The organism is Paenibacillus arenosi (genome assembly GCF_014841135.1).
GTDB lineage: Bacteria > Bacillota > Bacilli > Paenibacillales > Paenibacillaceae > Paenibacillus_B > Paenibacillus_B arenosi.
The window spans coordinates 1-19,997 of sequence record NZ_JACYTN010000037.1; the positions used below are offsets into that span (position 1 = coordinate 1).

The following is a 19,997-nucleotide window of genomic DNA, read 5'->3' on the forward strand; positions in this document are numbered from 1 at the left end:
GACAGCACTTTCGCTATCTCCTCCGCATCGAGACGGTTATCACGTATCTCCTTATCACCGAATTGCTCTTCATCTCGCTGCTTCATGTCGGATATTTTCTTAGCGTACACGTCCGACAGCAGCGTTTCAAACGCCCTTCCCATCTGCCGAGCACCCGCTACATCCAGCTCGTCAAGCGCCATACGCATGTGTCCAGATAATACGTCAAACCGCGAGTTCGGAGGACTCGTGCCGCATGTAATCTCTTTCAACTTTACCGAAAGGCGATCACGCACAGCACGATCCGTCTCATTGTCTATGCGTTCCTCCTGTGAGGCAACGCTGTCCTTCCACTCCTTCATCTCAGAAGCCTCAAGATGCTTTACCGCTTGATCGTACGGCAGAACCAGCCTCGTTTCTATCATCCCAGCAGCGCCTTGACTCTTACTGCTGCTCCTGCTCCCATAACGACCATAAAAATCATTCACCATTCGGCGAAGATTTCGTGCAGTTCGATCGTACAGTTGATGCAACTCCGCCTTTAATTTCGCGCCCGTTGCAGCACTGTCTGCCGCAAGCTTTACAGCTCGTTCCACAGCGCTCTCATCAAGCCGGCTTATACGATCATCATCCTGCGCCGATTTATCTTTATTCCCACCTACCTGCTTACCATCCTGCGTGAATTGATCACTACTCCTGCCCACTTGCCCATCATCCCGCGCCAAATGTTCATCATCATTCATCATTTACGGCACCACCGCTCTGCGTGGCTCCCAATGCATCATCAAACAAACCTGAACCAAACTGCTCAACCGCTTCCTGCTGCTCCTGCTTAAGCTGTTCCATTTCTTCATCCACATCGCGTACCCAAGGATGGTTGGCAAGTCGTGTCCGCTTCGATACGATGCCTTCCGAATTGCGAATGTTCGTAATGATATCCGTCTCATTAACCGGCAAGTCCGCATTAAATAGGACGTTAAACTTCTCTTTCGTAAAGTCCCCCTTACCTGCAACCTGAAAATAAACATCAAAAAACACCTTCATCTGCACGAAGGTGTCTTGTAGTTCAGCTGCTAACGCTGCACAATCGATATCCAAATCCATATATCTAAAGTTAATCGCCGTACCACTCGCACTACCGAGATTAGGGTCTTTCGTATCCACTGCACTTGCGAAGTCGAACATGTCACGACGATTTTTGTCCAAGAACGCCATCACCGCATCGACATTGATATCCGCTTGCAGCTTATCTACACCTCCGTCCCCATCCACTTTAATCGCAAGATGCTGATTCAGATCCTTCACGAACTCGCTAAGGTCTGTACCACCATAATTTTTTATGACATAAATAAATTTCGCGACATCTCGCAGCACGTCTGCCGTTACAGACGATTGCCAGTTGTAATCATTAATCAAGTCTTTAATAAAGTATTGCAGCGGCAGTTCCTCTTCGTTATATTTCACCCAAGCAATTGGCACTGCATCGAAGTTGTAAGGCTTCCCATCAATATGAAAATGAGCCTCCTCACACACCCCTGAGTCATAATCAGCTACGAGATTCGTACCGCCGTTGCCGTTATTTTTAAACCGCTTTACACCGTTAACATCCCAATACTCCGCCCGTAGTACCGTCTTCTTCCTAGATCCGTCATACACCATCTGCTCATAGAAGCGAATATAAGCCCCCATCTTCGTTCGTTCTGCATCTGACCAGAGCGGGATCACTTCCGTCGATGGCAGCCTCATAAACTTGAGCCTTCCTCCATCAAAATAAGGAGCTATAAAAGCGATTCCGCTTTTCACAGCTCCTTTACCTAATGACTTCATTTTGCGGCGTAACTCATTGTCGAACAACTCATTTAACGCCCCGCTATATTGTCTATTTTTACTGTCTACCGTAAACGGTTTGGACAACAAATAATTTGCCTTCTGATCAACGAGCTTCCTTAGAATAGGGTGCTCCATGCGCACATTCGATCGATTACGAACGTCGTTGTATTTTCGCTGCACATCGGACCGATTCCGGTAATATTGCTCCGCCTCGACCATCATTTTGTATTGCTCAGAAGCTCGGAAGCCTTTAATCTCTTCTTCTACAATTTGCTCAAGCGTCATCGGGGCATTGCCCGCAATAATCTGCTCCATTTCATACAACTGATTATTTAACAACACTAGGTTCACCTCACCTTAAAATGGTAATACTCGATCGATTCATCTCATCTTCTAATGCATATCTCACCGCATCAATGCTATGGTTGTCCTTATCAGGATAACCTGCCTTATATCCGCCACTGCCATCAGGCTTCAACTCATATTGATAAAATTCTCGTTTCGTATTCGGACATCGAATAGGATCGATTACGATCTCCTCTAAATCTTGTAAAAATTTAATTCCATATGCCACACTGTCTGGACCTTTTACCGCTCTCGTAATCCGAAGTCCATGCCCTTTCAATTCATTGATCGTACGCGGCTCAGCTGAATCCGCCGTCACCGATTGATTGAGCTTGTTTTCTTCTCTGATATGGTCCACCAGCTGTTTGTTAGACATTTGAGTTTTATGAACTTCATAGAAAATATAAAGCCGTCTGCGCGTCTTATCATAATGACAAACGGTATAATGCGAAGGATCATTGGCATATCCAAAATCAAGTCCTCGCTTCACGCGATCAAACCTACTAATTTCATCAGCTGTAATCGTTCGGAACGAAATGTTGTTAAACACTTCACCGCCACTGCCGGTTACCGCCCCCATATATTCATGTTCGTATCGGTCCGGTCTCGTTGCTTTTAAGTGCTCAGCCTCAATTACAAACTGCTTCCCCAGCCAATGATCGGGTACAGACAAATAAGTGCTGTGATGAATAAGTCGATCTTGACGTGTTTCCGTTAACTCTGCATTAAGCCAATGTCTCGTAGTTTGTGGTGGATTAAAACTGTAAAAGACAACGAACTTCATCCCCCCGCGCAGCAGTGACTGGTTAATCGAGCGAATTTCTTCCATACCTACAAATTCGTCAACCTCTTCATACCAAACATATTTAAAATATCCTTTTGCGAGCTTCGTAGACTTCAACTTCGTAACGTGATCCGCTCCGCGAAACCATATTTTTTGCCCTGTCGGTAAATAAGTCAGCTCAAGCTTGGATTTGGGTATATCCCATAAATGGGACACTTGAAGTCGCTCTATAGCCCACACAAATTGCTCAAATACCGATTCGCGCAGCGTTTGCTTCACTTTACGAATGGCCATCGCATTAGCTAGCGGATCTTCCATTATCCCTTTAATCGTCTCAATGCTCACAAAGGAGGACTTTGTTGATCCCCGCCCACCTTTTAACCAATAATGCGTATGAAGTTCTTGTTTGATATCGTGGTGTACACTGTAAAAATGAGGAGCGATCAGGCTGGACATCGTGACATGAGCCATCATGGATTCCTCGACATTTCATGGTCATGCATAGTATGATGGCATGTTTCATCCTCAGCATCAGCTTTATGAGTTACATGAGTTGCATCATACGAAGTGTACGGAGACTCATCTGAAAATGGGATATCGTCTACAATATGTACCGCACCTTGGACATCAACTTGTTGCTTGTCTACCCACATGCCGAATCGTTTCCCCAGCAGCTCCAACGCCTTAATTTTGTCAGCAAATCGAATCACCCGCTCTACCGCATTGCCTTCTGGCGTCGGAATCGTCTTCACCTTCACACTCACAATGGCTGCCGTGTCATCTGCTGATACATCAGGTTGCATCGTCGCATCCTCCAAGTTAATAAGGTTCGGAGCATTTACAAATGCAATACGTGCCAACTCGCGTATAATTCGCTCTTGATTCACACCAATGCGTCTTGAATGCTCGGCCATTTTGTCGTCTATGTACGCTCGCACTTTCGCATGCTTCATCAATCTGCACGCCTGTTGCTCAGCCGTATTCGCACTATAACCCGCCCTGATTGCAGCCTGCGTGGCATTGAGGTCAATCAGGTACTCATCTGCAAATCGTTGTTGTTTGGCCGTCAATGCCATACTCGTGCCCCCCTCCTGCATTAGGATCATTAACCTCTCGATAAAACGTCCACACTACTATTCTATAGCGTGTACTGCCAATTCACCTGCAACAACTCTGCAAGCTATCTGCAAAGTTTCTGCAATCGATAACATCTAAAAGACCCTATCAACAAGCCGCTTCTTCTGTAAAAACCTCCAGTCTCAACGCATAAGCGAGCTGCTTCATTGCCTTCGACTTCGCATAATAATAGGAACGCTCCGACATATGCATATCTACATATACATGGATATCGGTCACACCATCATCGCTAAGATATCTCATTTCGATAATTCGACGATGCATATCCGTTAATTGACTAACTGCCTTAATCACTTGATCGTATTCGTGCTGCAACCGCTCTTCTCTGTCTACGTTATACGTAGCGAGCATCGCCGTTTGGTCACTTTTCACATTCGTATTGCTGCGCGGCGTATCACTGTATACCGCTGTCACTCTAGCTTCACGACGAATAAATCCAAACTTTTTATATAATCTGGCCGACTCTAATCTTTCCTCTACTTTTCTCGATGTTCTGCGTGCATGAAGCTTTAGACCCTCACCTGTTCCCATAGTAGCTGCCCCCTATTAGCTCTTACACATAATTCGCATACGCATAATTAAATATTCGTCAACGCATATTTAGAATATACAACCAATTATGCGCGGACGCAATACTTAATCCAGAAAATAATTGCGCACACGCAATTATACGTATATAATTGAATTATGTGTACGAACAGCGAAATGAGGTGAATGAAGTGTCTATGAAACACGATCATTTTGGCGATATTTTAAAGCATCTACGGAAAGATTCTGGATTTACAACACAAAAACAGTTGTCAGAGTCGTCTGGTATCTCACAGACTACACTTTCAAGAATCGAAGCTGGTATCCAAAAACCGATGCCAGGCACGTTAAAAATGCTAGCGAAATATTTGCAAACTTGCACATACGAACAGTTAATGGAGAAAGCAGGGTATTTCGAGGGAGATCTATCTTCTGAGGATACAAATAGTCATCACATGCCTACCACAATTGCAGAGCACATGCATGAGCCATATACGATTGCAGCTCATCATGAAGGTGAAGATTGGACGGAAGAAGAGCTTGAGGAGATTGAGCGATTTAAGCAATTTGTAAAATCAAAGCGCAAACAATAGGAGTGACGCCATGAGCTATGAGCAATTGCTTAAAGAGGCAGCACAACAAAAGGTAGATACTTATGAAATGCCGATGACATTAAGAAATAAAGGATTTTATTCGGACAAGGTAATCTGGATCAATAAGCATATTTCCACGAATATTGAGAAAGCATGCATTCTCGCGGAGGAGCTTGGTCATTACTATACATCCTCTGGGGACATAACCAATCAAAGCGTACTGTGCAATCGCAAGCAGGAGAAGCGCGCACGCAACTGGGGCTATAATAGACTGATTTCGTTAGATATGATTGTTGATGCCCATAAGCACGGTATCCGGAACCGCTATGAGCTTGCTAACTATATGGGGGTCACAGAGGATTTCCTAGACTCTACTCTCCTTCATTTTCAAGAAAAGTACGGCTCATCCGTAACAGTAGGTAAGTATACGATCTGTTTCGAGCCATTAGGTGTACTCGAATGGTTTGAATAGCAGTATGTAAGCAGGTTCTTCTGCAAACATGTCACTGTGTGCTAGAAATCAGTTGATTCAATGTCCACGCCGCTAATAAGCCCAGAAAAAAACAAACGACCGCTTCCCAGTAGCATATCGGGAAGCAGTCGCAACTTATCAACCTATTAGCCGTTCTTTTATAATCATTATGAATGATATTATGGCACCATTTAATCTATAGTTTCTTCCTGCTGCCCGTCATACCATTGCGCTAACCGCACAATTAACGCACCCATCCGCTCTTCTTGCGGCACAAGAATGCGCTCAACGCCTTCATCCCGCAGTACACCTGCTGTTACCTTGCCAACAGCCGCGGCCAATGTGCCTGCTGCAAATTGCTGTAGCAGCTCTTGCTCCAACCCTTGCTTACGAGCGTATTCAAATAAAAATCTCGGCTGAGGCGCACTTGTCATCACGACCGCATCCACGTGGCCTTGCACGATCTCTGCCAGCAACTGCTTCATCACTTCAGGCTCTGGTGGAACGTGACGATATGGCATCAGCTCTGCATAACTAGCTCCAGCTTCCTCAAAGAAAGCCACCAACGCAGGCGCAGGGTCACCATGAAGCTGCAAAGAAACGGTTTCACCCTTAAAGTGCTCCGCTCCATGTGCTTCCAAGGCTCTAATAAGCCCCGCTGTTGAACCATCGTCATCACGAACTTCTGGTACAATACCAAGACGCTTCAAAGCATTCATCGTTTTATAGCCTCGCGCTGCATGCCTCAGCTCCTTAAGTCGCTCCTTCAAAGCATCCGCCTTGCCTGATGCTTCAGCTGCTTCCATTAGCGTATTAATGCCAATACCCGTTGTCCATATAGCCCATGTGAACGGTGTTTGAAGGAGCTTGTCCACTTCTTGATCCAGATGTTCAAATTGTGCATAAACCGTCCCCTGTGTCGGACGAATGAGCGGTGTTCCGCCCTGCTTCATCACGATCGTTGCCATTTCTTCCGCCTTACGCGGCCCAGTAAGAACAATCGTTTTGCCTGCTAACTTAGCCACATCTATCCCCTCCTACTTCAAATTCTTAGATGTTCCTGTCTCAACAGCAAGACGCTCCATAAGGAGCGGCCCTCTACAACGACCGCATACGTACTTACGAACGTCTACACGACGCTTGCGCAAATAAGTTAGGCTGCATGCTTTACATACCAGCCGATATCGATAGGGCTCTCGCCGCTTCTTTTGTATGCTGGGAATCGCCTTACAAAATCTCGATCCGCCAACCTTTTGCAGCAATTCCTTAAAGTCCTTATCTCGATGTTGATATCCCTTTCCTTCTATATGAAGATGATAGTGACAAAGTTCATGCTTAATAATGCTGATCACTTCTTCTTCCCCATGGGCTTCCCACTGCTTCGGGTTAATCTCAATATGATGGGATCGCAGCAAATATCGACCGCCAGTCGTCTTTAATCGGGCGTTGAATGTTGCTCGATGACGAAACGGTTTGCCGAACGATTCGATGGAAATACGCTCTACCATCCGCTGTAAAATAGGTTCTGTTATCCGATTCAAGGTAAGCGCACCACCTTCTACATACTTAACTGCTTGTCCTCTCCTTAAGAAGCATGCAAGTTTTCCATACTTGAATTTGTACTTGAAGTCCATTACACTGTCAAGAGAATAATGGCAATTGAACGTGAAGGAGCGACAGATTATGCCGAATATGCGCTATCTTATTTTGCAACGCGATACGAAGCTGGAGTTTGTAGAAATGCCGACTGACTATGCTTATCAACTAAGTGCGTTGAACCTACGTTTGAATAAAGAAATTGGTAAGCTAACCGCCCATGAGGTTCCTGTACTGCCTGTTGCAGTAGCAGAATGTGATCATCTTGAGTTGCTACGCGAACAAGATCAGATCGTGAGCGGGCTTCATTATTTGAATGAGCTTGAGCAAGCTTTTGCGTCCATTCGCGAAACGGAATATCCACTGATCTCACTGCTTACAGAGATTCGTGCCCTGCAAGCGCAAATGGAACAATGGTATGAGGAAGAAGCTATTTAGTAACCTAGTAATACATTTTACGAACTCCCGCTGCTTAACCGCGCTGGAGTTTTTTTATTTGTGCAGCATTTTTTAATTTATCATAGCTTATGTACTTTACAGGACCTGCACCTTCCATGACAAATGCCCATATGATAACGGTACAACATCGTATCGTCATCACTTGAAGGAGGGAATACCTGTGCCGCAATGGTTATGCAATCAGCTGATGAAAGCCTATCAGAAAAAAGATCGTCGGCAGATCAAGCTGCTCAATGATTGTTGGTTTTTTTATCGTTCGAAGCCGTCAGTACGTTCATTCCATTCGAAGACAACTCCATAATCAGATCAACAAATCATTCAACAAGCGATAGGCTTCGTCGCCCCTCTCGGAATAAAGCCGGACCATATCCCGCAGTGAGACATGTCCGGCTTCTAAAAGTTTATTGAAACATGAACAGGAGGCACCATAAAAGTGCTTACTCCATCATTCTCCTATTGCTTAGGCTGCTTCATGGTCAACCCAACGCGGCCTTTTTTCACGTCCACCTGCATTACCCAGACGGTCACATTGTCACCAACAGAAACGACATCAAGCGGATGCTTCACAAAGCGATCGCTAATTTGCGAAATATGGACGAGTCCATCATTTTTAATCCCGATATCAACGAAGGCACCGAAGTCGATAACATTCCTAACGGTTCCTTGCAGTTCCATGCCAGGCACCAAGTCTTCAATTTGAAGTACATCCGTACGGAAGATCGGTGGTGGCAATTCCTCACGGGGATCGCGTCCAGGTCGCAACAAGCTGTCTACGATATCATTCAACGTCGGTATACCTACTTCCAGCTCGGCTGCCAATTGCTCAATGGAGGCATCGCGCAGTTTCTTCACGAGCTCCTCGGAACCGATTGCATCGACTTTGAAGCCAAGCGAAGCAAGCAAGCGCTCTGTTACCTTGTATGATTCAGGGTGAATCGGCGTACGATCAAGCGCATAGTCGCCATCTGTAATACGCAAGAATCCAATACATTGTTCGTATGCTTTTGGACCAAGACGTGCTACCTTCTGCAACTGCTGACGCTTGGTGAACTTGCCGTTCTCTTCCCGATGCTTCACAATATTTTTGGCCAACGTTGCATTGATGCCAGCCACATAGGAAAGCAGCGAAGGCGAAGCCGTATTCACATCTACACCTACGTGGTTAACCGCAGACTCGACAACTGCGCCAAGGTTTTCTTCTAGACGCTTAGCAGCTACATCATGCTGATATTGTCCAACCCCAATTGCCTTCGGATCGATTTTAACAAGCTCTGCAAGCGGGTCTTGTACCCGCCGACCGATAGACACCGCACTGCGTTCTGCCACATCAAGACTAGGGAACTCTTCCTGTGCCAGTTTAGATGCAGAATAAACACTCGCTCCCGCTTCATTTACGATCAGGTACTGCAATCGCTTGCCGGATTCAGCAGCATATTTCACTAACCAGTCGGCAACAAATTGCTCCGTCTCCCGTGATGCTGTACCATTTCCGATAACGATAATATCTGCATCATATTTACGAGCCAATTCAGTGAAAGAGCGCTCTGCTTCTTTAACTTTGTTATGCGGAGCAGTCGGATATGTCACCGCTACCTCCAGCATTTTACCCGTGTCATCGACGACAGCTAGCTTACATCCAGTACGAAAGGCAGGATCAACTGCCAGTACCGTTTTACCTTTGACTGGTGGTTGCAGCAGCAAGCTGCGCAGGTTCTTAGCGAATACATCAATCGCCTGTTCCTCCGCCTTCTCTGTCAATTCGTTGCGCACATCGCGCTCAATTGAAGAGGCAATCAGACGCTTGTACGCATCCTCAACCGTCGCTTCTAACAAACTACGAACAACCGAAGCACCACGAATCCATTTTTTCTGTATGTATGCTAAGATCATGTCGATCTGTACATCCAAGGATACTTTTAACACATCTTCCCGTTCACCGCGGTTAATCGCCAATATTCGATGGGAAGGCAGACGCTTAACTGGCTCACTGTACGCATAGTACATCTCATACACCGATTCCTGTTCTGTATCTTTAGCCTCAGTCCGCAGCAATCCTTGTTCGTATGTATATTGTCTAACCCATTTACGAACGACAGGATCATCCCCGATTAACTCGGCGATAATGTCGAGCGCACCTTGTATCGCTTGCTCGCTCGTCTCCACACCTAAATCAGGCTGGATATAGGCAGCAGCTTCCTGCAAAGGATCTCCTGACTTTGGCTCCGTAAGCACCCAATCCGCCAACGGCTGTAAGCCGCGTTCTTTCGCAACGCTTGCGCGAGTTTTCCGCTTCTGTCTATACGGACGATACAAGTCCTCTACTTCCTGCAGCTTAACCGCTTTCACAATGGCTTGTTGGAGATCCGTTGTCAACTTGTTCTGCTCTGCAATGAGACGCATCACTTCACGTTTGCGTTCTTCCAACCCGCGAATGTAGCCTAATCGTTCTTCCAAGCTACGAAGCTGGTTCTCATCAAGTTCTCCCGTCATTTCTTTACGATAACGAGCAATAAACGGAATCGTATTCCCCTCGTCCAATAGCTCGATCGTACGTTGAACTTGTCCTGTCCCAAGAGACAGTTCAGAAGAAAGCTGCTTTAAAAGTCGTTCACGCTCATTTGCTTTTAGCTGCTCCACAATCGCTTCCAGTTCTGCTAACTCCATCGTTTGTTCAGATACCGTCATCATAGCCTTCCTTTCTATCTCAATGGCTAGTAACCTCACCATCATTATTGTCTCAGAAATCCGATAGCTTTTCCAGCAGTGCATGAAGGAAACAAAAAAGACTACCGATTATACCATCAGCAGCCTTATCATAGTCCATATATCGACAAGAAGGAAAAGCGAACGAACCTCCACCTGCTTAAATCGAACAGGCAGAGGCTATTCCTAATTAAAAATCAATCAAACCAATGCTAATCTGGAGGGCATCGTCAACTTTGCGCATCGTCTCATCATCCAAATGTGTAATCTTATCCGTCAGACGCTGCTTGTCGATTGTACGAATCTGCTCCAATAAAATAACAGAATCACGATCAAAGCCATGCGTCTCCGCATCGATCTCCACATGAGTTGGAAGCTTCGCCTTCTGAATCTGCGCTGTTATAGCCGCTACTATGACGGTTGGGCTGAAGCGGTTGCCAATATCATTCTGAATAACGAGAACCGGACGAACACCGCCCTGCTCCGAACCAACCACGGGTGATAAATCAGCAAAAAATACATCCCCGCGCTTCACAATCACTGGCTACACCCCGCTAACTAAACGGCCCAGCGTGCCATCCGCATCTGCTTCTGCATAGAACGCTTCGGATGCCATCGTCAAGTTTATCTTCGCCATTTCCATATAGCCACGCTGCATAGACTCACGGATATGACGTTTCTTCCGTTCGTTCAAGTACAATTTCATAGCTTGGCGAATGAATTCACTGCGATTGGAGTTCTCCATTGCCACGATGCCGTCCACTTCCTGTAACAGTTGGTCGGGCAAGCTGATCATTATTCGTTTGGTGTTGTGTATGTTTCGCACCTGTTCTCGCACCCCCAAAACCTTTCCTGCCTTATCACCATTATGTCGTACCTATAGAAAAATTATACAAGAGCATATATATGCCGCATATAGATCGGATATGTGAAAAGCCATACACGGTATATATAGCTTCATTTTATTCATTACAATGCGTTATCGAATACTGCTATACTTTATCGATTATACCATTATTCGAGCATGTTTCCTCATTTTCCTTCATCCAAATGGAGAGAATGTAGGAAAATTATTGTTTTTGTCACATGTCACAATAAAGGATTGTACACACTGCGTACTTCGTGCTGTTTTTCATAAATACGCGGAATTCGATGTGCAAGCTTGCATATAATCTCATAATTGATCGTGCCGAGCTTATCGGCCATCTCTTCGGTAGAAATACGGGCATCGTGCTGTGCCCCTATTAGAACAACTTCTTCACCAACACGCACATCAGCCGCCTCTTCACCTAGCGGTGCTAGGGATACCATACATTGGTCCATACAGATCCGGCCAATTACGGGCACTCGTTTGCCGCGAATTAGCATTTCAGCCTTACCGCTGAGCATACGTGAGTAACCATCTGCGTATCCAACAGGGATGGTAGCTATCCACTCATCCCCCGATGTGAAATACTTCGTACCGTAGCTAACCCCTTCACCAGTTGGAAGCTGTTTGACGTGAACCACTTGCGTCTTCCAAGACATAACAGGCTGCAAAGAAACAGCTGTCTTATTGACCTCTTCAGAAGGATACAGCCCATACATGCTAATACCAACACGTACCATATTCACTGCGCAACCTGGTAACTCAATCGTTCCCGCACTATTACTCAGATGAATTACTGCCGGACATAGCTGATGCTGCTTCAAAGCTTGCACCACAGACTGGAATCGCTCTATCTGCATAGTTGTGTACGTTTTATCTTCTTCATCCGCAGAAGCAAAGTGAGTAAATAATCCTTCTACATCCACACCCTCAATGCCGGATAAACGGCTCATAAATGCAACCGCTTCATCAGGCGAGCGCAAACCAAGCCTTCCCATTCCCGAATCTATTTTCACGTGGACAAGCAAACGATGTCCATCATTGTCCGCTGATAAGGTAGGAGCTTGCTGCTCTAGGGCTTCCAATACGTCTTCAGAAAATACGTTAATACTAATATGATGGCAGAACGCCGTCGGAATTGCTTCCGGCGGCGTATAGCCCAACACGAGAATAGGGGTCGTAATACCCGCCTGTCTCAATTGAATTGCTTCATCTAGGAATGCAACGTTGAAGTAATCTGTACCGATCTGCTCTGCTGCTTTAGCAATTTCGACGGCACCATGACCATAGGCATTTGCTTTGACACATAGGCCAAGCTTCGTCCCTTCCGGGATCATGCTGCGAAAAGCTTGTATATTATGCTCGAGCGCATCTAAAGAAAGCTCGATTCGTGTAGGACGATAGTATGATTCCATTCGTGTCACCTTCTCCGTTCCATATTGCCGCTCAATCGTCAACAAACCTATGTTAAATGGTGTCTGGTAGCCTGTCAACGCAGTGTAGCGGCAGTATCGTGCGGAAAAATGATCCTATTTTTCACAAAATGTCGAGATTCCAGCCTATTTCCCAGATTGATCAACCATCGATTGGGCGATCTTAATCATCTCAGTGAGCGGCAAATCTCCTGAAGTAATACGATATTTAATGCCATCATACAGCCAAGTCATCGACTTTTGCTCTTCACCGATAAGATGAGCAACTGTAAATCCTAGATTCACACCCTCTGAATAGCCAATACCGACCTCAACATCTTCTGGACGCTCTTCCATGATGGAGTACGTATACGTTCCTTCGTAGCGCATCATCACGGCATGAGATTTGCTATCTGGCAGTTCAACTCGTTCACCAAGCTCTACACCTGTTGGCGTGTATGATGGCTCAATAAAACCGAACGGTCCTAACGGACTTCCTTCATCTTGACCGCCGCTATCATCTGTATTCGGTTGGTCATCTACGGCTGGTACTTGCTCATTGCCTGCGGCCTTACCAGTCGGAGCTGTTTCAGGTGCTTTGGTATCATGATTTTTATGGTCAACAGCTTCTGTGCTTGTTGGGGCAGGCGTTGTTGCTGTACCGTCTGTAGATGTATTAGCTGGCTTCTCATTAGATCCGCCTGTAGCAGCATTCGTCGGTGTCTCAGTATTGCCATCTACTGCTTGATTTGCTGGTGTGTCCGTGGCTCCATCAGTAGCATTTGTTGCTGACTTGGCAGTTCCATCTGCAGCAGGTGTTTCTGTTGCAACTCCTGTAGATGCAGGTGCAGATGATGAATCTGTTCCTGACACAGCGGAATCGGCTGGCTGCTTGGTCTGAGCTTGCGGCTGCGGATCAATATTTGCACTCGCTGTCATATTACGCTGCATATCGAACGCGTCTTTTTCAAACTTTTTGCTGAAATCAAACTGCTTGAACTTCATCTCCACTACGACACGAGACTCTGCATCTGTTACTTGAACTTGCTTCGGCGCATAGCTCTGCTGATCTAGCCATATCTTTTGCCTTACAAGTGAATCGGTCTGATAATTGGCCGCAACTTCAAAAACGAAGCTGTCTCCTTCTTCTGTAAACTGCGGTGCCTTATCTGCCAAAATGCTATGAATAAGCGTCTGATACAAGTAAACTTGACCTTGATTATCTGGCCAATCGCTTTGGAAGCGGAAGCTCTTCTTCAAACTTGGAGTCAACACAAAAACTCCCTCATCATTGCGCAATACGATCTGTGAGACGTCCTTCTTGGCATTTTTCAGCTCAATACGATAGTACGATGGGTTCTGGTACCAAACTTCCACTTGGTATTCCAAGGGCTGCTGGCCCGAGTACAACGTCATCGTTCCGATACCAGCATAACTTTCCAACTTGCTCATCTTTTGATCCAAGTCCTTGACCACTGATGTTGCATCCTTCTGACCGCATCCAGCCAAAAATAGCGCACAGCTCAACACTATGGCCAATACCCATGAGATCCGACGCATGAGATCATCCCCTCTGACATTGAATATGACTTTGCCTCGTAACGGCTTCCATCTGCTAACATGTCTATGAGGGAACTTGGCCAAATATGCAGACATGCATGACAAGCTGATTTGTGATGTGATCGTGTGGACAAAAGTGCAGTTATTTTATGAGGAAAACATCATTTTGGGGTAGATATGGACAAATGTGCAGTTATTTTTCTCGATTATCGCTTAAATGAGGAAAAGTAGCTAAAATAAATGCATTTTTGCGGATAATACCCCAAATAAGCAGATTTACTGAATAAATAACTGCACTTTTGTCTCAAACTCAAATTCAAAAATCGAAAATCAAAAATCAAAAATCAAAAGCTTTCATCTCATGCAGTTCCTCATCAACGGGTAGTTACTATCTAAAACACTATGTAAAACACTATATAAAACGTGTGTAAGGCACTATCAAAAGCCAACTATAAAGTTGTGCTCTATAATAGTGCCTCACTGATTACCTAATACTGAGAATATTGAAAATACTGAGATTTACCTATTACTTACTTTCGTATAATTAATGCATGACCTAACGATAATTCATGCACGACAGTCAAGAAGTCGCATTCCCAACGCGCATACATCCTTAACGCGAACGAATTTCCTGACGCATAAACATCATGTACGCTGCCATAAAGCAAACTAACACAGCGGCAATCAAGCCTGTTAGCTGCGGCCAAACGAGTAGCAAGCTTTGTCCGACGGATAGCGGGCTAGGCAGCGCGCCATATGTCTGCTCGGGTGGAACAAATAAGCTCAAGGTGCGAATTTCCGGCATGAGTAAAGTCATCGTTGCTTCGTTGAACAGATGGCCAGGCGATAGACGCAGCAAAAACTGAACCGTCTGCTGATAATTCACCAGTTGATCCATATGCGTCGGATTGACTGGCGCAATCCCTTTGGCGATCATTTCGATAATCATCGTATAGAACACGCTGAAGAAGATCCAGAGCGCAATACATGACAATGCCGACGTAGCCGGCTGACGAAAGCGTACAGAAAACGCAATCGATAAATTCAGCCAGAAGGCGATATAAACGACGCTCAGCATCAAGAAAAAGATCATACGCAAAAACTCTTCAAACGAAGGTGGGATGCCCAGCGTCAACAATCCTAGCCCCATAATAAGCAGACCAAGTGCAAAAAATAAAAGGCCAATGACACTGATTCCCGCTACAAATTTGGCGTTAATGACATAATCACGATGGATAGGCTGCGCCATCATACGCGACAACGTCCCTTTATTCCGCTCTGAGTTAACAGCATCGAAGCCAAGCGCAATCCCGAGCAAGGGACCTAAAAAGCTAACAAAGGTCATGAAGGATGGAATCGTTCCATCAGATACCGTAAATAAACGCAGAAACAGAAACGAATCTACCGCCTCGCCTGTTGGAACCGCCGTTTTGATGCTCGTAATCGCCGTATAGAGCGATGCTCCGCACGTCAGCAGCATTAAAGCGAGCAAGATGACATAGCGCCAGCTCAGCATAATATCCGACATTTCTTTACGAACGATAATCCAAAATGGATGGGGCGCTTTTCTCGACGCAGTAGATGCGGCATATGCGGTAGTTTCAGCAAATACAGAGGACCCCGCGTCTCGTCCACCGCCAGAGAATACTTGACCTGTTTTACGGAGTATCCTGCTTACTTTCTCCTGCATTCGGCTCTCCCCCCTCAAAATAACGATGATAAATTTCATCCAAGCCATATTGTTTGATTTGCAAATGGAACAAAGAACAACCAGACTCGATCAGGATGCGGGACAACTCCGAAGAGATATCTTCCTTGCATCCGATTTGCAGCAGTCCGTCCTGCTCATCTACCCTTACAACCCCCGGCAGCTTTCGCAATTCTGCGATAAGTTCACTATTGATCGGCTTTACACCAACTTCTAACGTAAGAGCTTCCTCTAGGAATAATCCTTTTGCCAATGATGGCACATCCCCTTCAACAAGCAGCTCTCCTTTTACGAAAATGCCAACACGGTCGCAAATCTGCTGCACTTGATGCAAATGGTGTGAGGACAGCAGCACCGTAATGCCTTCATCACGACTCAACGCCTTGATTAACTGCAACAGCTCACGTACACCTTCAGGATCGAGACCAAGCGTAGGCTCATCCAAAATAATGACTTCTGGCTTCTTCAACAGCACTTCTGCTAAGCCAAGGCGCTGTCTCATACCACGAGAATAGGTACTTGCCTTCTTCTTGGCCGCGTCAGACAAGCCAACGCGCTGCAGCATAGCGTCTACACGCTGTCTCGCTTCTAGCTCTGGAATCCGATTCAACCTTGCGGTATACATCAAGTTATCATAGCCCGTCATATCCTCGTAGAACCCGATATCATCTGGTAAATACCCCACTCTTCGCTTTACCGCGATCGGCTGACGTACCGAATCAAGACCGCACACGCGAACCGTTCCTGAAGTGGGTTCCGTGAGACCAAGCATCATCAAAATGGTCGTTGATTTACCCGCTCCATTCGGGCCAAGCAACCCGTATATTTCCCCTTCTTGAATCGATAACGTCAGTTGATTCACGGCCGTATGTTCATCGTACATTTTCGTCAAATCTTTGATCGAAATAATCGGCTGCCTCATATCAGGCGCATCAAGCTTCGCATCCGACACATCAACAATTTGCATGTTAGTTGACTGTTTCACGCTTACCTCCTCCCGTATTTACGGAAAATATAGAACATGCCTCCAATGACACCAGCAATAATAAGCACACCGATCCAGCCCCACAGCATCGACGTTTTCACCGTCATCCGAAACTGTACATCAGAAGTAGATTCTGGCGTTTTCGCATGCAGATCAAGCTGGTAATCACCGGAGATCGACTTATTGTCTGCTTTGACCGTAGCCGTTACATTTGCCGATTGACCCGGTTCCAAACTAGCAATTTTGTCCTCGTCAAAGGTAACTTCCCAATCTACCGGCGTCGTAGAGGAGAGTTCAATATCTTTCAATGCTGCCGTTCCCGTGTTCGTTACTTGCATCTCCAACTTCTTTTCCTTGCCTGCCGTAATATCCGTGCTAAGCAAACCACTTGGCGTCGTCAATTTTAGTCCATACGTGCCTGTGATAACTGCCTCCAGTTCAGCTTCTGCTGATGTCGAGTTCGTCGCCGCCTTCACAGGGATTTTGTAGCTGCCTTCCTTCACTTCTGCCGGAGGCTTAACCGATACACTAATATCAGCCGTGGAGTTCGCCGCTACTTCTACAGAGGTTACACTTTGTCCACCACTCAAAAAGGAGACGGTCCAACCGCGTGGCGTGGCACCCGACAGCGCGTATTGCTGATCATTCGCCGTTCTATTTTTCAACGTAAGCGTGTAGTCAAACGCAGAACTCGCATCACCTTGCAAATTCGGCTGCTCCGTTGTCAGCTCTGTTTTGTACGTACCTTGCTCTGTAACGTTAATGCTCAAAGGTAAAGTAGAATGGCCCGCCGCCTTCAACGTTACGTTATAGGTACCTTTTTCTACCGCCAATGGCACATCAATTTGGAGATTCAAATTTTGCTCACTATCAGGTTTTACACCAATTTGCTTAATCGCCCAACCGCCAGAAGTTAGCTCTGCTTTCCACTCCTTTGGTACACCTTCTAGCGAGAGCGCTACATTTTGTACACTACTCGTGTTGTTCATCACATCTACTGAATAGGAAATCGATTCACCTGGTGTAACCGAAATGTTCGTGTACGGTGTATATAGCGCGACTCCGCTTGCTGCATACGCACTATATCCCCCTCCAACCAACGTTCCCATCATCAATGTCAGCATCACACTAAATGCGACCATCCACTTTTTTTGCATGCTAGAACCCTCTCCCATCATTGTTATCACTTCACCTACGCACGAGAAGGGCAAATGGATTTATTAAATATAGATAAAAATTCACTTAAAACAAGGTGAAATTCCTGAAAAACCATACTTTTTATTAAAAATTAGATCTATATTGATATTCGAGACTTATAGAAGTCAGAGGTGAGAACAATAAAAAATAATGCTAATGCACCTAGACTGCTGCATGAGTTGAATGAGGGCTCTATGGATGCATTTGAACAATTTTATGAGCAATACTCGTCTCTTGTTTTTCATATTGCACTTAAGATGATGAACGATCGGATGGAGGCAGAAGATATTTGCCACGATGTATTTCTTGAAGCATTTCGGAAGGCGGATCAATTCGATTCAAAGAGAGGCTCGTTGGAAGCTTGGCTCGCTGTAAAGACGCGCAGTCGCTGCTTAGATCGGATGAGACGCCAAAAGAGAACGATATGCGAAGATGCATTAACGGATATGCCAACAGCAATTGAGTCAACGACTCCAGAAGAACACGTCATCCGACGGCTAGATGAGGAACATTTATACGAGGCTATCCAACAGATACCGAAAACACAAAGAGAGACATTAATCGGATTTTATTACGAATCACAAACTCAACAGCAAATTGCCCAGAAGATGAATTACCCACTAGGTACCGTTAAATCGTTAATCCGCTATGGCATTCAAAATATACGCAAGCATTGGAACGGCAATCCATTAGGTAGCGCATCGAAGGAGGGACGCAAACATGAATGAACATACTTGTAGATTTACAGAACAAGAAATGATCGATGACATTCTCGGCCAATTGCCTGAAGATCGTTCGGCGCAGTATCGAGCCCACATACAGATGTGCCCATCATGCCATGAGCTGCACCAAGAATGGAAAGGCATATTGCATGGAGCTCAAGATGAGCATACACCGCTTCCTCCAGTCCCTGAACGTTTGCATATTAAGTTGAAGTGGAAATATTGGTTGTACAAAAAAATGCCTGTGTTATTGCGCCAGCATCGATTGAAGATGATGTCCGCAGTGGGAGCTGCTGCGCTGCTATTGGTTATTTCAATTGGCTGGACACAATCACAATCTTCTTCTCAGCATAGGCCATTAACCGTTATGACCGACAACCAGTTAGCACAGGAAGACATAAAGGTGTGTGAGGTGCCCTCTGGTAGGTCGATCCCGGTGAAACATCAATCCGGTAAATGGTTGAACCGCGAATGGCCAGACGTGTCTATTTTGCTGCAGCAATACGATGGTTCTTCTGTAGTCAAGCTGCGCACCATTCGAGCAGACAGCCAGACTGTTCAATATTTAGAGAACTGTTCGTTATATCCATCCAACTTCGGCCCTCGTTTTATAGGTGGCGATAACGCGGGGATCGTTAAGTACGCTCCAAATTCATTAAATCGTGTAATTAGAGACGAATAGACGGTGCTTGAAACTAGGTTGATGTACTGACAGCGGGCTAAGAAGATGGGCTAGACAGTACGCTAAGACAGTGTGCTAGGCCGTCAGTTACCTAGCGCATCGTGAGCACTGGCGGGATCATTGAACACAGCAGTCGAATGCAGCGGTTATATTCGCTCCTGCTGCGCGAACTGCAATCGCATGCTGCATTTCCAAGCGGAGCTTCGTTCTCATTTAAAATGCCTGCAAAAATGCATCTTTTGTGCGCCGAATCTACGATACAAACAGGAATTGTTGCAATTATGCAGGAATTTTCAAGGAAAGTCCCCTTACATGAGTTGAGTCCGTATAATTGTGTAAAATGGTGAACAAAAAAAGAGCCATGAAATAGAGCCTCGTCTAGAATGAAGTTATGCAGACCCATTCAGAGGAGGTACTATTTATGACTCAATATCATA

21 protein-coding genes are annotated in these 19,997 nt (G+C 45.6%); 6 read left to right on the forward strand and 15 right to left on the reverse strand.

Going from position 1 to position 19,997, the window contains the following annotated elements; translation table 11 throughout:
* The 5 genes from IFO66_RS22700 to IFO66_RS22720 all read right to left on the reverse strand — a co-directional run.
* Positions 1–725, reverse strand: a 725-nt coding sequence (locus IFO66_RS22700; protein WP_192027299.1) for a hypothetical protein, incomplete at its 3' end; no start/stop codon positions are given.
* Positions 715–2,151 (reverse strand): phage portal protein, encoded by a 1,437-nt coding sequence (locus IFO66_RS22705; protein ID WP_420488696.1) that lies wholly within the window; start codon positions 2,149–2,151, stop codon positions 715–717. The genes IFO66_RS22705 and IFO66_RS22700, both read right to left, overlap by 11 nt.
* 10 nt (positions 2,152–2,161) lie before the next feature.
* The gene (locus IFO66_RS22710) at positions 2,162–3,412 is read right to left on the reverse strand and encodes a PBSX family phage terminase large subunit (protein WP_225446001.1); all 1,251 of its coding nucleotides are present in this window, start codon (positions 3,410–3,412) and stop codon (positions 2,162–2,164) included.
* On the reverse strand, positions 3,409–4,014 hold the full coding sequence (locus IFO66_RS22715; protein ID WP_192027301.1) for a terminase small subunit: 606 nt from the start codon (positions 4,012–4,014) through the stop codon (positions 3,409–3,411). Before IFO66_RS22715 ends, IFO66_RS22710 begins: the two co-directional genes overlap by 4 nt.
* Before the next feature lie 148 nt (positions 4,015–4,162).
* Entirely contained in the window at positions 4,163–4,606 is a 444-nt protein-coding gene (locus IFO66_RS22720) for an ArpU family phage packaging/lysis transcriptional regulator (protein WP_192027302.1), read from the reverse strand.
* A gap of 188 nt (positions 4,607–4,794) precedes the next feature.
* Between IFO66_RS22720 and IFO66_RS22725 the strand changes: the two genes are divergently transcribed.
* Together IFO66_RS22725 and IFO66_RS22730 are read left to right on the forward strand one after the other, a co-directional pair.
* On the forward strand, positions 4,795–5,196 hold the full coding sequence (locus IFO66_RS22725; protein ID WP_192027303.1) for a helix-turn-helix domain-containing protein: 402 nt from the start codon (positions 4,795–4,797) through the stop codon (positions 5,194–5,196).
* Positions 5,197–5,206: 10 nt separating this feature from the next.
* On the forward strand, positions 5,207–5,668 hold the full coding sequence (locus IFO66_RS22730; protein WP_192027304.1) for an ImmA/IrrE family metallo-endopeptidase: 462 nt from the start codon (positions 5,207–5,209) through the stop codon (positions 5,666–5,668).
* A gap of 191 nt (positions 5,669–5,859) precedes the next feature.
* Here IFO66_RS22730 and IFO66_RS22735 read toward each other — a convergent pair whose 3' ends face one another.
* Both IFO66_RS22735 and IFO66_RS22740 read right to left on the reverse strand, forming a co-directional pair.
* On the reverse strand, positions 5,860–6,693 hold the full coding sequence (locus tag IFO66_RS22735) for a uroporphyrinogen-III synthase (protein ID WP_192027305.1): 834 nt from the start codon (positions 6,691–6,693) through the stop codon (positions 5,860–5,862).
* Between the two features lie 12 nt (positions 6,694–6,705).
* A complete protein-coding gene (locus IFO66_RS22740; RefSeq protein ID WP_337913622.1) occupies positions 6,706–7,200 on the reverse strand; it encodes a SprT family protein in 495 nt (164 codons plus the stop codon).
* A gap of 151 nt (positions 7,201–7,351) precedes the next feature.
* Here IFO66_RS22740 and IFO66_RS22745 point away from each other — a divergent pair, with 151 nt between their 5' ends.
* Together IFO66_RS22745 and cmpA are read left to right on the forward strand one after the other, a co-directional pair.
* A complete protein-coding gene (locus IFO66_RS22745) occupies positions 7,352–7,702 on the forward strand; it encodes a hydrolase/acyltransferase (RefSeq protein ID WP_192027307.1) in 351 nt (116 codons plus the stop codon).
* Between the two features lie 181 nt (positions 7,703–7,883).
* Positions 7,884–8,024 carry a cortex morphogenetic protein CmpA gene (cmpA, locus tag IFO66_RS22750; RefSeq protein WP_157282635.1) on the forward strand — a complete coding sequence of 47 codons (141 nt, stop codon included), beginning with the start codon at positions 7,884–7,886 and terminating at the stop codon, positions 8,022–8,024.
* Between the two features lie 152 nt (positions 8,025–8,176).
* Here the strand turns inward: cmpA and IFO66_RS22755 are convergent, their stop codons facing one another.
* The 8 genes from IFO66_RS22755 to IFO66_RS22790 all read right to left on the reverse strand — a co-directional run bounded on the left by IFO66_RS22755 (position 8,177) and on the right by IFO66_RS22790 (position 18,116).
* On the reverse strand, positions 8,177–10,408 hold the full coding sequence (locus IFO66_RS22755; RefSeq protein WP_192027314.1) for a Tex family protein: 2,232 nt from the start codon (positions 10,406–10,408) through the stop codon (positions 8,177–8,179).
* Between the two features lie 208 nt (positions 10,409–10,616).
* Positions 10,617–10,967 carry a type II toxin-antitoxin system PemK/MazF family toxin gene (locus IFO66_RS22760; protein ID WP_028593240.1) on the reverse strand — a complete coding sequence of 117 codons (351 nt, stop codon included), beginning with the start codon at positions 10,965–10,967 and terminating at the stop codon, positions 10,617–10,619.
* Between the two features lie 3 nt (positions 10,968–10,970).
* The gene (locus IFO66_RS22765; protein WP_028593241.1) at positions 10,971–11,252 is read right to left on the reverse strand and encodes a CopG family ribbon-helix-helix protein; all 282 of its coding nucleotides are present in this window, start codon (positions 11,250–11,252) and stop codon (positions 10,971–10,973) included.
* A 263-nt stretch (positions 11,253–11,515) separates the two neighbouring features.
* The gene (gene alr, locus IFO66_RS22770; protein WP_192027308.1) at positions 11,516–12,709 is read right to left on the reverse strand and encodes an alanine racemase; all 1,194 of its coding nucleotides are present in this window, start codon (positions 12,707–12,709) and stop codon (positions 11,516–11,518) included.
* 144 nt (positions 12,710–12,853) lie between these two features.
* Positions 12,854–14,266 carry a LolA family protein gene (locus IFO66_RS22775; RefSeq protein WP_192027309.1) on the reverse strand — a complete coding sequence of 471 codons (1,413 nt, stop codon included), beginning with the start codon at positions 14,264–14,266 and terminating at the stop codon, positions 12,854–12,856.
* A 613-nt stretch (positions 14,267–14,879) separates the two neighbouring features.
* The gene (locus IFO66_RS22780) at positions 14,880–15,956 is read right to left on the reverse strand and encodes an ABC transporter permease (RefSeq protein WP_225446002.1); all 1,077 of its coding nucleotides are present in this window, start codon (positions 15,954–15,956) and stop codon (positions 14,880–14,882) included.
* A complete protein-coding gene (locus tag IFO66_RS22785) occupies positions 15,925–16,896 on the reverse strand; it encodes an ABC transporter ATP-binding protein (protein WP_192027315.1) in 972 nt (323 codons plus the stop codon). The genes IFO66_RS22780 and IFO66_RS22785 overlap by 32 nt, the downstream gene beginning before the upstream one ends.
* Before the next feature lie 65 nt (positions 16,897–16,961).
* A complete protein-coding gene (locus IFO66_RS22790; RefSeq protein ID WP_225446003.1) occupies positions 16,962–18,116 on the reverse strand; it encodes a COG1470 family protein in 1,155 nt (384 codons plus the stop codon).
* A 171-nt stretch (positions 18,117–18,287) separates the two neighbouring features.
* Between IFO66_RS22790 and IFO66_RS22795 the strand changes: the two genes are divergently transcribed.
* Both IFO66_RS22795 and IFO66_RS22800 read left to right on the forward strand, forming a co-directional pair.
* Positions 18,288–18,884, forward strand: coding sequence for a sigma-70 family RNA polymerase sigma factor (locus tag IFO66_RS22795; RefSeq protein ID WP_192027311.1), 597 nt, complete (start codon positions 18,288–18,290; stop codon positions 18,882–18,884).
* Positions 18,877–19,560, forward strand: coding sequence for a zf-HC2 domain-containing protein (locus IFO66_RS22800; RefSeq protein WP_192027312.1), 684 nt, complete (start codon positions 18,877–18,879; stop codon positions 19,558–19,560). Before IFO66_RS22795 ends, IFO66_RS22800 begins: the two co-directional genes overlap by 8 nt.
* Positions 19,561–19,997 lie beyond the last annotated feature (437 nt).

Excerpts from the sequence above, each read along its gene's own strand:
- IFO66_RS22710 (WP_225446001.1), bottom strand. The coding sequence starts at position 3,412 with ATGATGGCTCATGTCACGATGTCCAGCCTGATCGCTCCTCATTTTTAC.
- IFO66_RS22715 (WP_192027301.1), bottom strand. The coding sequence starts at position 4,014 with ATGGCATTGACGGCCAAACAACAACGATTTGCAGATGAGTACCTGATT.
- IFO66_RS22720 (WP_192027302.1), bottom strand. The coding sequence starts at position 4,606 with ATGGGAACAGGTGAGGGTCTAAAGCTTCATGCACGCAGAACATCGAGA.
- IFO66_RS22730 (WP_192027304.1), top strand. The coding sequence starts at position 5,207 with ATGAGCTATGAGCAATTGCTTAAAGAGGCAGCACAACAAAAGGTAGAT.
- IFO66_RS22745 (WP_192027307.1), top strand. The coding sequence starts at position 7,352 with ATGCCGAATATGCGCTATCTTATTTTGCAACGCGATACGAAGCTGGAG.
- IFO66_RS22755 (WP_192027314.1), bottom strand. The coding sequence starts at position 10,408 with ATGACGGTATCTGAACAAACGATGGAGTTAGCAGAACTGGAAGCGATT.
- alr (WP_192027308.1), bottom strand. The coding sequence starts at position 12,709 with ATGGAATCATACTATCGTCCTACACGAATCGAGCTTTCTTTAGATGCG.
- IFO66_RS22775 (WP_192027309.1), bottom strand. The coding sequence starts at position 14,266 with ATGCGTCGGATCTCATGGGTATTGGCCATAGTGTTGAGCTGTGCGCTA.
- IFO66_RS22780 (WP_225446002.1), bottom strand. The coding sequence starts at position 15,956 with ATGCAGGAGAAAGTAAGCAGGATACTCCGTAAAACAGGTCAAGTATTC.
- IFO66_RS22785 (WP_192027315.1), bottom strand. The coding sequence starts at position 16,896 with ATGAGGCAGCCGATTATTTCGATCAAAGATTTGACGAAAATGTACGAT.
- IFO66_RS22790 (WP_225446003.1), bottom strand. The coding sequence starts at position 18,116 with ATGCAAAAAAAGTGGATGGTCGCATTTAGTGTGATGCTGACATTGATG.
- IFO66_RS22800 (WP_192027312.1), top strand. The coding sequence starts at position 18,877 with ATGAATGAACATACTTGTAGATTTACAGAACAAGAAATGATCGATGAC.